Annotated in this window: 13 protein-coding genes and 1 pseudogene; 3 read left to right on the top strand and 11 right to left on the bottom strand. The window is 61.9% G+C overall.

Annotation, left to right across the window (positions count from 1 at the left end; translation table 11 throughout):
- Positions 1–36 precede the first annotated feature (36 nt).
- On the top strand, positions 37–282 hold the full coding sequence (locus ACWAT4_RS40595; RefSeq protein WP_128929644.1) for a type II toxin-antitoxin system VapB family antitoxin: 246 nt from the start codon (positions 37–39) through the stop codon (positions 280–282).
- Positions 282–676 (top strand): annotated as a pseudogene (locus ACWAT4_RS40590) (type II toxin-antitoxin system VapC family toxin). Before ACWAT4_RS40595 ends, ACWAT4_RS40590 begins: the two are co-directional and overlap by 1 nt.
- Positions 677–1,099: 423 nt before the next feature.
- Here the strand turns inward: ACWAT4_RS40590 and ACWAT4_RS40585 are convergent.
- From ACWAT4_RS40585 to ACWAT4_RS40555, 7 genes are all read right to left on the bottom strand, one after another.
- Positions 1,100–1,405 carry a hypothetical protein gene (locus tag ACWAT4_RS40585; protein WP_164933838.1) on the bottom strand — a complete coding sequence of 102 codons (306 nt, stop codon included), beginning with the start codon at positions 1,403–1,405 and terminating at the stop codon, positions 1,100–1,102.
- 818 nt (positions 1,406–2,223) lie between these two features.
- Positions 2,224–3,162, bottom strand: a complete 939-nt coding sequence (locus tag ACWAT4_RS40580; RefSeq protein WP_128929645.1) for an ABC transporter substrate-binding protein — start codon at positions 3,160–3,162, stop codon at positions 2,224–2,226.
- The gene (locus ACWAT4_RS40575) at positions 3,159–4,253 is read right to left on the bottom strand and encodes an LLM class flavin-dependent oxidoreductase (protein WP_128929646.1); all 1,095 of its coding nucleotides are present in this window, start codon (positions 4,251–4,253) and stop codon (positions 3,159–3,161) included. The genes ACWAT4_RS40580 and ACWAT4_RS40575 overlap by 4 nt, the downstream gene beginning before the upstream one ends.
- 28 nt (positions 4,254–4,281) lie before the next feature.
- A complete protein-coding gene (locus tag ACWAT4_RS40570) occupies positions 4,282–5,454 on the bottom strand; it encodes an acyl-CoA dehydrogenase family protein (RefSeq protein ID WP_128929647.1) in 1,173 nt (390 codons plus the stop codon).
- Entirely contained in the window at positions 5,448–6,230 is a 783-nt protein-coding gene (locus ACWAT4_RS40565; protein ID WP_128929648.1) for an ABC transporter ATP-binding protein, read from the bottom strand. Before ACWAT4_RS40565 ends, ACWAT4_RS40570 begins: the two co-directional genes overlap by 7 nt.
- Positions 6,224–7,240: an ABC transporter permease gene (locus ACWAT4_RS40560; RefSeq protein ID WP_128929649.1), complete on the bottom strand. Its 1,017-nt coding sequence runs from the start codon at positions 7,238–7,240 to the stop codon at positions 6,224–6,226. The genes ACWAT4_RS40565 and ACWAT4_RS40560 overlap by 7 nt, the downstream gene beginning before the upstream one ends.
- Positions 7,218–8,318 (bottom strand): ABC transporter substrate-binding protein, encoded by a 1,101-nt coding sequence (locus ACWAT4_RS40555; RefSeq protein ID WP_128929650.1) that lies wholly within the window; start codon positions 8,316–8,318, stop codon positions 7,218–7,220. Before ACWAT4_RS40555 ends, ACWAT4_RS40560 begins: the two co-directional genes overlap by 23 nt.
- Before the next feature lie 477 nt (positions 8,319–8,795).
- Between ACWAT4_RS40555 and ACWAT4_RS40550 the strand changes: the two genes are divergently transcribed.
- Entirely contained in the window at positions 8,796–9,776 is a 981-nt protein-coding gene (locus tag ACWAT4_RS40550) for an ABC transporter substrate-binding protein (RefSeq protein ID WP_128929651.1), read from the top strand.
- A 213-nt stretch (positions 9,777–9,989) separates the two neighbouring features.
- On the opposite strand, the gene ACWAT4_RS40545 is transcribed toward ACWAT4_RS40550, so the two are convergent.
- The 4 genes from ACWAT4_RS40545 to ACWAT4_RS40530 all read right to left on the bottom strand — a co-directional run bounded on the left by ACWAT4_RS40545 (position 9,990) and on the right by ACWAT4_RS40530 (position 13,849).
- Positions 9,990–10,280 carry a WGR domain-containing protein gene (locus ACWAT4_RS40545; protein ID WP_232995584.1) on the bottom strand — a complete coding sequence of 97 codons (291 nt, stop codon included), beginning with the start codon at positions 10,278–10,280 and terminating at the stop codon, positions 9,990–9,992.
- Between the two features lie 332 nt (positions 10,281–10,612).
- Positions 10,613–10,930 (bottom strand): hypothetical protein, encoded by a 318-nt coding sequence (locus ACWAT4_RS40540; RefSeq protein ID WP_128929652.1) that lies wholly within the window; start codon positions 10,928–10,930, stop codon positions 10,613–10,615.
- Positions 10,931–12,236: 1,306 nt separating this feature from the next.
- Positions 12,237–13,469 carry a type II toxin-antitoxin system HipA family toxin gene (locus tag ACWAT4_RS40535; protein ID WP_128929653.1) on the bottom strand — a complete coding sequence of 411 codons (1,233 nt, stop codon included), beginning with the start codon at positions 13,467–13,469 and terminating at the stop codon, positions 12,237–12,239.
- The gene (locus ACWAT4_RS40530) at positions 13,469–13,849 is read right to left on the bottom strand and encodes a helix-turn-helix domain-containing protein (RefSeq protein WP_128929654.1); all 381 of its coding nucleotides are present in this window, start codon (positions 13,847–13,849) and stop codon (positions 13,469–13,471) included. Before ACWAT4_RS40530 ends, ACWAT4_RS40535 begins: the two co-directional genes overlap by 1 nt.
- Positions 13,850–13,889 lie beyond the last annotated feature (40 nt).

Here is a 13,889-nt window from a genome sequence, read left to right as displayed (position 1 = left end):
TATATAATGATACACGGCAACGGCTAGAGGATCCGGATGGCTTTCCATATTAAGAATCCTGATACTGACGCGCTGGCCCGCAGGATCGCGGCGCTCAAGAAGATCGGCCTCACCGAGGCCGTGCATACGGCGCTCACCCATGAGCTGGAGCGTGAGCAGGGTAAGCCTACCTTGGTCGACTTGGGCGTACAGTTCTGTCGCGATCTCCGGGCCAGGGGCAATCCGCAAAAAAGTAGGCCGGCAGACAAGGTGTTTCGCGACGGCCTTTACGAAGTTGACTGATGTTTATCGATGCCTCGGCGTTGACCGCGATGTCGATCGATGAAGACGAAGCGCGGGAGCTGTTGACGCGCCTTCAACAAGCGGCCGCGCGTTGACACTCGCCGCTGGCAGTGTGGGAGGCGGTGATCGCCGTAGCCCGAATACTTGGTCTTCCAATCTCGGACGCTAGCGAAGCAGTCGAGAGCTATCTGGCGCTAATGGAAATCAAGATGGTGCAAGTGCCGCCCGAAACGGCCCGGATCGCGCTCGACGCCTTTGACCGTTAAGGCAAGGGCCGACACCCAGCACGGCTGAATTTCGGGACTGTTTTGCTTATGCATGCGCCTGCCATTTAGGAGAGCCTTTGATGTTCAAAGGCACCGATTTTCCGCAGACTAATATTGAAGCTGCATGATGCCGTCCGCGCAGGAGTGCTCACGGCAAGTGTAGGCCAGGACGAGAGCTACAAATCCCGGTCAACGACCGGCCAGTGACTGGAAAGGGCAGGTGGCTTTCCGAAGAACGCGGGCAGTCTCATCTTCTTCCCGAAGAGTGGTGCATTGACTTCCAGAGCGGACGCGCCACCCTAGACTCCGTCGAGACAGAACTGTTGCAGCTCTCCCGAGTTTCCAACTCGTTCACCTCCGCGGTGGCTCATAAATATGCGCAAAACGCCTGTCGGAATACACATTCGACGCAACCATGGATGCCATCATGGAGCTCGACATGCTCACGACGGCGTTTGTCGTAGCCTATGTGCGTCTGCATCAGGGCGGAAACGGCAGCGGATTCGATCGCCATAACCTTCCTTAAACGTTTCACAAAGTTCATGATGAAATCATCGAGATGCGCAACAAGATTCGCGCATAAAGACAGCCACCTTCACGAACTCATGGGGCTCGATTTTTATGGCGAACGCTTCTTTCTTAAATGCGGCGGAGAGGATGAAGGAGGCTGCATCCGACAAGTCCGCATTGCACGATGACGTCGACCGAGGAGAGCAAAGTGAGGAATTCAAGCGCATCACCGGCGCAGCTAGTGAACGATCGGAACGACCATGCTCGGCGCTGCCGCCGAGCATCTGAGGACCGAGGTCAAATTGACCGGCATTTAGGGCAACCGGGTGCAACGCTGCCATGTCCAAGCGGCACGCCGCCTATTCGCTGGATAGTTTCGATTGTCGCACGGTCGAACGACGCCTCCTATGTCGCGACGCCGGCGGTTGTAACCGCGACACGGATTTATCACGGTAAGCGCCTTGAAGGATCAGCTCGGTTTCCCGCGGGCACCCGTGTTGGAGCGCCGATGGCGTGGCGGCCTTCCCCGATCCCGTGTTCCTGCCGACTCCGCGCTCATTTGCGGAGCACACCTACCGACATGCCAACAGGCGGCCATTTCGCAGCGATGGGAGAGCCAAAGCTGATGCTGGCCGACTTGCGAGCTATCAACGGCAGAGTCTTGGGAGAGCGCTGCTAAAGTCGGAACTCTCGCTTTCCGAAGCGCGGCGCATCACGCTTGCGGCCCAGGGCTTCAATATCCCTCGTCGCGGCGGAGCCACCAGAGCGGCGCGGCTACAACGAGCGATCAAGCGGCTCTGCCTGCTTCAAGGGGCCCATTGGTTCAGCGTTGTTTGCTCGTCCACCTGCGGCAGAGACATCGTCGATGTCCTATCTCTTGCGACGCCGCCTTCGACAATTCGCGGACAGCTATAAGCATGACCTCACTGGAAGCCCACCGAAGGCATGCCATTCACCACCAGAGGGCCAACATCGACCTTGGTTGACATGAGAACGATCTCGGCAACTGGGATCTTTCCGTCACCGATGTCGCACAGCGCCAGCGTGCGAGCCACATTTCCGAGACAAATTGCTTGACCTAATGCGCGAGCGCGCTATCCGCGATAGTTGCTTCGTGTCGGCGGCGGCTGCTACGGAGCACCACGCATATTCTCGCAAAGAAGCATCAGAACCCCGCCTTTCCGATCGCATCAGCAAACGAACGATCGACGATCTCCGCCGCAACCAGCTTCTGCTTGATGAGGCCCCAGCGGAAATACAGATCAATCGTGCCCTGCTCGTCCGCAACCACGCCGTCGTCGATCGGCGCGATCCGGATTTTTGCGCGCGAGAGCCAGTTCTGCGGTACTGATGTCGGGATGTTCATCCACTTGCCCCAGGTCGCGGCATAGCTGTCGATATTGTTCAGCGACCACGCGCGCGCCGCGGTGAGGCGACGGATGAAGTCGTTGAGCTCGGTGCGCTTGTCCCTGATGGCATCGGATCGCGCCACCTGGAAGCTGAGGCCCGGCGTCAGGCCTTCCGAGGTGATGATGCGGCGCGATTTGAACAGCACCTCTTCCTGGCTGACGTACGGCTCCCAGGTCGACCAAGCATCGACCGAACCTTGCGTGTAGGCGATTTTGGCATCGGACGGCGCCAGGAATGCGATCTGCACGTCACCGGCACTCCAGCCGTTCTTTTCGAGCGCGGCCAGGATCAGCTGATGCCCGATCGAGCCACGGCCGGTCGCGATCTTTTTACCGCGCAGGTCGGCGAAGGTCTTGATCGCCGAGCTCTCGGGCACGAGGATCGCGAGCCCCTCGCGCGTCTGCCGGATCGCGGCGATCGCCTTGACGGGCGCGCCGGAGGCGGCGGCGAAAGTGAAGGGCGCGTCTCCGACCAGCCCGGTCTCGATCGCGCCGGCGCTGAGCGCTTCCAGCAGCGGCGCCGCGGCCGGAAACTCCTTCCATTCGATCTTGTAGGGAACGTCGTTGAGCAGGCCCGCGGCTTCCATCACCGCCCGCGCATTGCCCTTCTGGTCACCGACGCGCAGCGTCGTCTGCGCGCTGGCGAGACCGGCGCCCGCAAGGGCGAGCGCCAAAGCAGCGATGAGCCGGATCATTCCGCCGCGATGCCCCGTTGCTGGTCGCGTGTCGCGATCAGCTTGCGCGTCAGCGGGATCAGCTCGCGGCCGTAGTCGATGGCATCGGGCAGCGGATCGAAGCCGCGGATCAGGAAATGGCTGACGCCAAGATCATAATAATCGGCGAAGACCTCGGCGACCTGCTCGGGCGTGCCGACCAGCGCGGTGGTGTTGCTGTTGGCGCCGGTGAGCTTTGCGATCTCGGTCCACAGCCGCTTGTCAATGCGCGCGCCCTGGTCAGCCAGCGCCAGGAGCCGCTTGGCGCCGTCGGTGGCGTGGTTTGGCCGGCGATAGCCGGTCTGGTCCTGGAGCGCAGTTGCGCGTTCGAGGATGTGCTCCGCCTTCTGCCAGGCCTTCTCCTCGGTCTCAGCGAGGATCGGCCGCACCGACAGGCTGAAGCGCGGACTCGGCCGCCCGTGTTTCGCAGCCGCTGCGCGCACCCGCGCCGTGACGTCGCGCACCTGCGCATAGGACTCGCCCCAGAGCGCAAACGTGTCGGCATACTTGCCCGAGACCTCGATCGCGGCATCCGAGCCGCCGCCGACGAAGGTGTAGATGCCGCCCTTCTGCAGCGGCTTCACCTGGGAGAAACCGTTCTCGACGGTGTAATATTTGCCGCTGTAGTTGAACGGCTTTTCGCTGGTCCATTCCAGCCTGACCACGTCGAGGAATTCGCTGGTGCGGGCGTAGCGTTCGTCCTTGTCGTCGAAGGTGTTGCCGTCCTGACGCAGCTCGGCGGCATTGCCGCCGGTGATGACGTGCAGCGAGACGCGGCCGCCATAGAGCTGGTCGAGCGTGGCGAGCTGGCGCGCCAGCAACGTCGGCGCGGTGAAGCCCGGCCGCTGCGCAATCATCACCTTGAGCTGTTTGGTGATGGTCAGCACATGCTGGGCAACTTGCAGCGCATCCGGCGTGGTGGAATGAAACGCGAGCAGCGCGCGGTCGAAACCGGCAAGCTCATGTGCTTTTGCCACCGTCTCGATATAAGCGGGATCGAGGATCGGTCCCTGGCGCACGATGGTCTCGGAAGCATTGCTGTTGGCGATAAAGCCGATGAACTCGACCGACATGATAATCTCCCTGTTGTTTTCGGAAAGGCTAGAGGCCCAATGCGGCGCGGCCGAGGCCGGTGCGCGTGGCATCGTCCTGCGGCGTGTGCACGCGCCCGCACAGGACATCGCGATAATGCCGCTCCAGCGGATTGCTGCGGGATAGGCCGTGATTGCCGGTCAGCGACAGCGCGTCCTCGACCGCGGCGACCGCATTGTTGGTGACCGTCAGCTTGATGACGTTGGATTCGCCGTTGGAGAGATCGACGCCGTCGTCGAAGTCGCGGGCGAAGGTGTCGAGCAGCCGAGCATTAACCGCGAGCCTGGCCTCGATCGCACCGAGGATTTCCTGCGCGCGCGGCAGCGTGGCAAGCGGCGCGCCGAGGCTGGCGGGCACGCGCTGCTTCAGGAACTGGACGAACCAGTCGCGCGCCGCACGGGCAATACCATCATAGATCGCGGCGACGAAGACGGTGTGGACGGTCGCCTGCGCGACGTCGGGGGCGCGCCAGTCGGCGGGCTTGCGGACATCGACCTCGGCGTCGAGCGGGATCACGACGTCGTCGAAAATGACGTCATGGCTGCCGCTGGCGCGCAGGCCGTGATGGTCCCAGGTCTCGACGATCCGCGTTCCCGGCAGGCCTGCCGGCACCAGGAACTGGCCCACCCGCGGCTCGGCTTCGTCGGTCCGCGCCCATACCAGATACCATTTCAGGATCGGCGCGCCGGTCGAGTAGATCTTGTGGCCAGAGAGCCGCCAGCCGGTCTCGGTGCGGCGGGCCACTGTCGCCGGCAGGCCGCCCCGCGCGGGCGAGCCGAGTTCGGGCTCGACCCGGAGCGCATTGATGAGCGCGAGGCCCTCGACGCTTTCGCGCGCAAGCTTGCGCGACAGCCGCGCCGGCCAGGTCGGGCTGCGCGCCATCACCAAATGATTGATGTAGTGCATCGACAGCACCAGCGCGGTCGACGGATCGGCCTTGCCGATGATGCCGAGCACACGCGCGGCATATCGTGCGCCCGCGCCGGCCCCGCCGAGAGCCGCCGACACCGTCAGTGACAGCAGGCCGGCTTCGGAGAGCTCGCGAAAGTTCTGGAAGGGAAAGCTGGCGGCGCGGTCGTGCTCGGCTGCGCGCACGGCAAAGCCCGGCGCAAGCGCCTCGGCGCGCGCGATATAGTCGGGTTCGCCATGCGCCACCCGTCCCTGAGCGATAGAAGTCACCATGTTGCATCCAATCCCAGCAGGCCAAGAATCTGGCGGCGCAGGTCCGCAAGATATGGATCGCCGCGATGGCGCGGATAGGGACGGTCGACGCGGATGTCGGCCTTCACGCGCGCCGGACGCTCGCTGAAGACGATGACGCGGTTGGCGAGCACCAGCGCCTCCTCGGCATCATGCGTGACGAGGAGCGTGGTAAAGCCCTTGCGCTGCCACAACGAGACCAGCTCGGCCTGCATGGTGATGCGGGTCAGCGAGTCGAGCTTGCCGAGCGGCTCATCCAAAATCAGGATCTTGGGATCGTTCACCAGCGCCCGCGCCAGCGCCACGCGCTGCGCCATGCCGCCGGAGAGCTGGTGCGGATAGGCATTGCGGAACGACGACAGTCCGACGAGATCGAGCGCATCATCGACACGCTGCCGCTGGCTCTTCAGAATGCCCTGGGCTTCGAGGCCCAGGGCGACGTTGTCCCAGACCGACCGCCAGGGAAACAGGGTCGGATCCTGGAACACGACGACGCGTGACGGATGCGGCCTGACGATGCGGACTTCGTCCTCGCGCAGACTTCCCGCCTTGGGCTTGTCGAGCCCTGCCACCAGCCGCAGCAAGGTCGACTTGCCGCAGCCGGAAGGCCCCAGCAGCGCGACGAACTCGCCGGGCTCGACGGCGATGCTGACATCGCTCAGCACCGGCAGCGCGGCGCCGTCGATGTCGAAGGCATGGCCGACCTGCTCGATGTCGAGCGCGGCACCGGCGGCCGGATGCACGATTGCCTCTACCATTTCACGGTCCCCTTCTGCCAGACCAGCAGACGGTCGCGGATCGCAAACAGCAGCGTGATCGCGCCGGAGCAGAGCAGCGACATCACGATCAGCGCCGCATACATGTTGGCATAGGCAGCCCAGCCCTGCGCCCATTGCAGGTACCAGCCGAGACCGGCCTTTACGCCGATCATCTCGGCGACGACGAGCACGGCAAAGGAGGCGCCGAGCCCCATGAACAGCCCAACGAAGACGTGCGGCAGCGCGGCAGGGATCGCGACCTTCAGCACCAGGAAGGACGGTTTTTCCCCGAGCGTCCGCGCGACATCGTAATAAGCACTGCTGACACTCGCGACGCCCGACCATGTCAGCACCGTGACGGGAAAACCGGTCGCGAGCGCGATCAGAAAGGTCGACGCGCTCCAGCTCGAGGGGAAGGTGAAGAACGCGATCGGCAGCCAGGCGGTTGCCGGCAGCGGCCCGATGAAGCGCAGCACCGGGTGCACCCAATAGCCGACCGCGCGCGACCAGCCGATCGACACCCCCGTCAGGAAGCCGACCGCAGCGCCAATGATGTAGCCGCCGAGCTGCAGCTTGACCGAGGCGAACAGGCTGTCGAGCAGCTTCGGCAGATCGTCGGTATAGACCTCGATGATCGCCTGCGGCGGCGGGAAGAACGGCAGCGGCAGCCAGGCAAACTTGGCGGTCGCGACCTCCCACAGCGTCAGGAACGCGCCGAGCGCGATGAGCCAGGGCGCGCGCTGGCGCAGCGCCCTGCCCGCCGTGCCCAGATAGTCGGCGCCGACGGTCCCGAACAACACGACCGCGGCAATGACGAGCGCCGCGATGCCGAGCGAATGGGTGCGCGACCAGTCGCCGACATCCTCCCACCACAGGCAGGAGAGGCCGAAGGCAATCCACGCGATGCTGGCGAAAACCCCGGCGCCGGACTCGCGCACCCAGCTGGCAAACGCCGTCGTGGTCCGCGGCGCGCCGGAGGCGAGCCCGTCAGACAGAGAATACGTCGACATAGATGCGCTCCGCGAATTTGGTCGTATCGGTGCTCTGCTTGAAGACCTGCACGCTCTTGAGATCGTCGGCGTAAGCCTTCAGTTCGCGCTTGAGCACCTCACCGGTCGGATGATGATGGTGGGTGTGGTAGCGCACCATGCCCTCGATATCGGCGAGCGTTGCGGCCTTCGGTGCGTAGGGCTGGAATGACTTTGCCGCGACGGCCGGATTCTGCGAGGTGAACATGGCGGCGTCGAGCAGCGCCTGAGTGATCGCACGCGCGACCTGGGGTTCTTCGCGAACCAGCGAGCCGCGCAGGCCGACGATGCAGCAGCTCTTGTCGCGATAGTCGCCATCGAGGTTGGAGGCGACCTCCCTGTACTGGGTGTCCTTGAGCCAGAGATAGGCAAGCGGGTCGGACGACAGGAAAGCCTGCACCTCGCCCTTCTGGACCGCAACATCGAGCAGATTGCCGGGATAGGCGCGCCAGTCGACGTCCTTGTTAGGATCAATGCCGAGTTTTGCCAACTGGATCGAGAAGAAGTTCTTGTCGGGACCAGCGAGATCGCCGACCGCACCGATCTTGCCCTTGAGATCGGCAAGCTTGTTCACGCCGGAATCGGCGCGGCTCAGCACGCGCATGCAGCCGCCATGGGTGCCGGCGGCGATCTTGACGTCAAAGCCCTGCTCGAGCGGTTTCAGCCAGCGCAGCGCCATGCCGAGACCGGCATCGCTCTTTCCGGTCGCGATGGCCTCGAGCAACTGGTCGGTCGAACCGGAATAGTTGACGAGCTCGACATCGAGATTCTGCTTCTGGAAGAAGCCGTGCTCGATCGCAACAGGCAGCGGCGCAAGGCACACCGCGCCGGCATTCCACGAGAGCTTTAGCTTGCGCGGGGCTCCCGTGAGCACAGGACCGTCCGCGGCCGTGCGGCATAGCGGGAATTCCGAGAAGTCTATGCCAGGCGCGGGCGCCTGCGGCACAAACGCCTGTGCGCCCAGGGCGCCGAACGGGGCCGCAAAGGCCGCCGCCAGTCCCGCCTGAAGCAAATGACGCCGGTCGAGGCTCGATCCGTTGCGCTTAATGTCGTTTCCCATCAGCCCCACTCCTGAGTTGGCACGCTCCGCCATCGGCACAACTGTTCGCGTTGCGGATGTTCCTGAGGGAGCTGCGTAGAGAGAATATTTTTCGCGGGTCGCTTCCTGCGTCCACGTTGATGCGATGTGCAAATCATGCGGCGCGGGTACCGCATCGTCAATGAAATGGAATTTCGAATCTGGCGCGATGCGAAGTCATTCTCTCCATCGGCACACGCAACAACGATGAAACGATTTTCGCTGACGCATCGGCTCCCAGGCAGCTTCACGACTCTGCGAGAGGATCACTGTCACCCAGTCTGAGGCATGCGCACGCCGCTTTTCTGAAAAGCACACATTCATTGAAATGTCCTTGCTCATCGCGCGCGCAATACGGTTGGCCATTTCATTGACTGCGTATCACGCGGTCATAGACTTGATCGTCTCGCCGCATCACGCGCCCACGTGTCGTAACAGGCAAGCAACAAGACAGATCACATGAGCATCAACTCTTCGGACCATTCGATCACGCACCGCCTGGCGGCCTCTCTGTTCGCCGCGGTCGTCACCTTGTCGACGGCAGCCGCGTCGTTCGCGGCCGATACAGTCGTGCTGCGCGTCGGCGACCAGAAAGGCGGTAAACGCTCGCTACTCGAGATCTCGGGTTATGCGAAGGACCTGCCTTACAAGATCGAATGGTCGGAATTCCCGGCGGCAGCTCCCATTCTGGAAGCGCTCAACGCCGGCGCGCTCGACGTCGGCTACACGGGCGATCTGTCTTTCCTCTCCGTCTATGCAGCGGGCGCGCCGATCAAGGCGATCGGCGGCACGCGGTCGGATGCCAAGACGCAGGCGATCCTGGTTCGTCAGGATTCACCGATCAAGTCGGCCGCCGACCTCAAGGGCAAGCGCCTCGCTGGTACGCGCGGCGGCTGGGGCCAGTTCCTGATCGATGCAACCCTGGAGAAGGCGCAGATCAAGCTGGACGAGGCGACCTTCGCGCCTCTCGGCCCTGTCGATGCCAAGGTGGCACTGGTGGCGGGGTCAGTCGACGCCTGGGCGGTGTGGGAGCCCTATGTCTCATTCGCGACGTTGAAGGACAAGGCGCGCGTCATCGCCGACGGCGACGGCCTGACGCCGACCATCACCTTCATCGTCGCCTCCGACAATGCCATCGCCACCAAGCGCGCCGCGGTTCAGGACCTCGTGCAACGGCTGAACAAGGCACGGCTGTGGTCGCTGGACCATATTGCGGAATACGCCAGGAGCACGGCCGAGCTGACCAAGCTGCCGGAGGACGTGCTGATCTCGGCCTACACCGCGCAGCGCACCAGCCCGATTGTGATCGACGAGGGCGTGGTGAAAGAGGTGCAGGAAGCCTCCGACCGCTCGACCCGCTACGGCATCCTGCCGAAGACGCTCGACGTCAGCAAAGCCGTCGACCGCAGCTTCACGGCTGCTGCGGCGGGATCGAATTAGGTTGGCTCAGGTGGCGGCCGTCCGGACGAACATCACCACCGATTCGCTTGAACGCGGGCGCAAAGACGCAGTGTTCGAGCTATCGGGACCTTGAGAAGGGCTCCAACTTCATCTCGATGTTCCGACTTCAAACCAGGATAAGGTAGCTTGACGTAGAGAGCGGAAAGCCTTCCTGATGAGCCTCGATCACGGCGAAGGTACGCTATTGTTGTACTATGGAATACTGCAATTCTCGGAATAGATTCGAAATACCTTCGGATTACTTTGACATACTTTAATTGGAGATTTTCTCCAGATCAGACCGCTTGCCGCACGTCGCAGCCGGCTCCAAGCGAAAGTGCCGCTGTACGTAACCACGACGGGTCTTGCGCTTGAACCAGGACTCAAGCGCCTCTGCACGTGCCCATCGAACAGATCGAGCCGCCGTTGGCCGTGCCCACCGAGGCGGCCCCATTCGCGCACCAATGCTGTATCGCCAAACAGCGTCGGCTCGATCGTCAGCACGTAGAACTTTGCGGGCTTATTGCACGGTGAGTTCGGACATGCGCCAGAATCGCAATTCCCGAATCAACCGTCCAATTAAATAAGTGAATCGACCAGGGCCGACGATTCAGAAATTTCATAACGGCATTTGTGGCAATCGCTGCTGAGCTCGCGATAGGTGACCGAGGCGAAGCCCGCAAGCTCCGGGCCTGTCGGACTTCAACGAAAACGGCGAACGCACCGCGAAACAGCGCCGCGGGTACGACAGGCACGATTTTCTGAACTGCCCCGGGCAAGCGCTGGATCAAGATCATGGCGCCCCTACTCTTCATCTACATCACTGAATATCTCGATCAACGCTCCGGAGATCTTCGGCGAAGATTTGAAAGTTTCGCTTCGCCGCGGGGAGGCCGCTGGTCCTCATCCTCGTAGATCATCTCGTCCATCCGGCGCAAAGCCGTTGACAACGCCGCTTGCAACGCGTCATCGTCCCAAAAATACTTTGCGGCGGCCTCGAGAGAATCGCGAAAGTCACGATACATTCCTGCCTGATCGCTCGAGCTGTAACTTCTTCGCGTGCGACCGACCGACGCACCAAGGTCGGCAAGCCATTCCCATTTCACGTCGGCGCAGAGCCGTTCGAATTCGTCAGAAGGCAACAGTGATCGCACACGTCCATCCTGGAAAATCGACTCGTCGAAGCATTCCAGCGTATTCCCGTATCTCCCTCATCAGGTTTCAATGTCCTCTTCGGACAAAGGACGAACTGTTTGAATCGGGCAAGCAAGCGGATGTTATTGCCGTCAGCCATCGGAATATGCAGGGGAACTACCAAATCTCTGGGCGCGCCTCGACGAAAGTGCGCAGAAATCTTCATCACAGCGCTCGGCTAGGAAGTAATGAAGGACGCTATTGATCGGCACGTCCAATAGTACCTTCTGCGCTCTATGGCGTTCTGACGCATCGACATCGCTGCGACGTCCGCAAAACACGTACGCCAGCAGTCGCTCGGATTTGGCTCCGGGCAGGTATATCTCGACGAGGTCGGGGCCTCCCGCGACGAATAGGCATCCGCGATCGTCGGATGACGAAAGGTCCACCTGTCGCCTTCCTCGTGCTCGGCTATAGCAAGGTCATCCAGCGCGCCAAGAGACGATATCGCCGCGATCATCGATTTGCCGGAAGCCGGATCCCGCGAAGCAAGACGAACCGGTGATCCAGCAGCGCTTCCACGCTCCGTCTATGCGCGTCCGTGGTCGCGAAGCAGCGCAGATTTGTCGCCCATCGCGCCGAGTAGATGTCATGCCTGAAGATAGGCTCCGCCGTCGATGAATTGTCGGAGATGCGTGAGGTTGTAGATTCGCGGAATTAGCATCCTCGGGGACGGGCGGCTCCGAAGCTGGGCCGCGACCCAGTCGCCTCCAAACACGCGACAACGCTGCACACCGGCCTTTTCGAAAGCCTGCAGATGCTTGCCTCGGCAGCTCCCGAAACCCCGGCGTTCGTAATGAAGATGTAATCGCCTGCGCGCCCCCTGGGCAGCGAGCTCCTTGGCATTGCCCGGCTGTCGCGCGCCATGGAAAACTGCCCCCTCAGTTCCGGATGGCGTTTGACACCCGGCTTCTTGGTGAGGTGCGACAGAGATAGACGGGCGGCGGCATTTCCGAAATGCTTGATCTGGATCGTGCACTTTCCGGCGCGGGGCGGCCTCGCCTCCTTCCCAAGCGCCGGGAAATGCTCGTCCGACCGCCATCGTGGGAGGCCAAAAAGTTCTGTATCGGGGACTTCAAATCTTCCGCCACGATGGCGAGGCACAAATCTTGGAATGCCTCCCGTCCGATACGAGGCAAATCGTCGATCGTACCTAAGTGGATAGGGCAGAGGGAACCCGGCCGCGCCTTCGCAAGTCTCTGGCGCATCACTACGTAGTAGTCAAATATGATATATTGAAGCAGATAACATTTCATATATGATGAATTATAGACCAAGCGCTGTGTCGCTCTGATCATGGACGAAGGCGGCTTCGTAGTCGCGCGATTGGGCACGGCCGACCCCTGCCCGTCGGAAAGTTTCCCGCCATCCATCGGACACGCGTTGAGCTGTATCTCGGATGATCTTTCGCGCGTTGGCGTCGGTGATTTCGAAAAACTCGCAGGCCTCGAGGGCGAGCTTGATTGATCGGTCGTGCGTGCCACCTTCCATGATCGCCGTCTCGAGATGCGGGTTGCGATCGGGCGCCGGGTTCACATCGAACATCGGCGACAGACGCCACCGTCCCGAACCGACGTACAGGAAGCCATGGTTCTTCAGATGATCATCCTTGTTCGAAACAAGGATAGTGAAGACCATCCGCCGATAGAGCTCCTCAAAATCGACTTGCGGATCCGGAGCTGACGTCCGCATGAAATCGACAATCTCCGTGTACGAACCGAGCTCTAAGCCTGTCTTCCCGAGCGCCGTTCGGGCGGAGATGTAGGGAATGCGGGCGCGGCCGCGTCGATCGAAACGCTGGACCAGCGCGACCGGAAATTTCGTGTCAGCGAGTTCCAGTCTGACCTCTGGAATGCGGATGCCGCACATCCTGGCAAGGTTCAGCGTCGCGACCTCGACCTGTTCGATCGGGTGCTGATCGTGGACGGAAGTGAACTTGGCAAGCCAGAGAACGTCGCCGTCACGAACGTTGGCTTTGGGCCGAGCCCCGCCCGAGCCGCCGGCTCCGGCAAGAGCTTGCATGTCCGCAGGGGAAATCTCCTTGCCTTGTTCGTAGGCGCGGGCAATCGCCGTGATCGCCTCTAGATCAAGAAGACGCGGTACCGCTTCGTTGGCCTTACCGGTAATGATCTTCCCATGTTCATCGATGAAACGCAGAGCACCTTGCCGGCATGTATCGTCGGACAGTGTGAGATATTCGAATTCAGAGAGGCCATTGCCATAGGCACGTTCAAGCAGTCTGCGCCCCCAGCTGTCGGGCGCAGCATCGGAGAAGACGCCAGCAAGCGCCTCGCGCGAATTGCCAGACTGCGCCGACGCATGAAACGGCCCGCCCTCAAAGGGCATGTTCGGCTGCAATGCGAAAGCACGCGGATCCTTCGCCCAGGCCGGGTCATAGGTGAAGATCGAAAATTGACGAGGCCCGGTCTGCGTGAAGCGTAGTTCACCGACTCGCGTTAAGCCTTCGCCAAGGGCTACTTGGGCGTAGTATTCAGTCATCAGAAGGCCACGCCGTTCGGATCAACATCGTCCGGTTCGTTTTTCCCGTCCTTGTCGCCCTGCCTCTCCTGCTTGCGCAGCCTTGCAGCGTACGATCGACCGCGCTGCGGCAACCGCTCCGACGTCAACGCCAAACCCAGATCGTCTTTCCGTATATCGACGAGATCGGCGAGATTCTCGATAAGCCCGAGAGAGACGAGCACGTCCGCGAGCGTGCCTACGGCGACTCCCGGATCGCCTTTTTCCAGGCGTGCGATGGTGCTAGGCGACGTACCCGCGCGCGCAGCCAAGTCGGCCACAGCCACACGACGGCGCAGGCGAGCCGATCGAAGGTCGTGACCAAGACGTTCAAGCGCGGCATTGGATTTGGGCGAACTCATAATATCACCATATGTGGCGACTAACACTTGTTTATATGCC

Source organism: Bradyrhizobium sp. T-1 (genome assembly GCF_053592855.1).
Note: the sequence above shows the minus strand (reverse complement) of the source record. Positions and strands in the feature narration are given on the sequence as shown.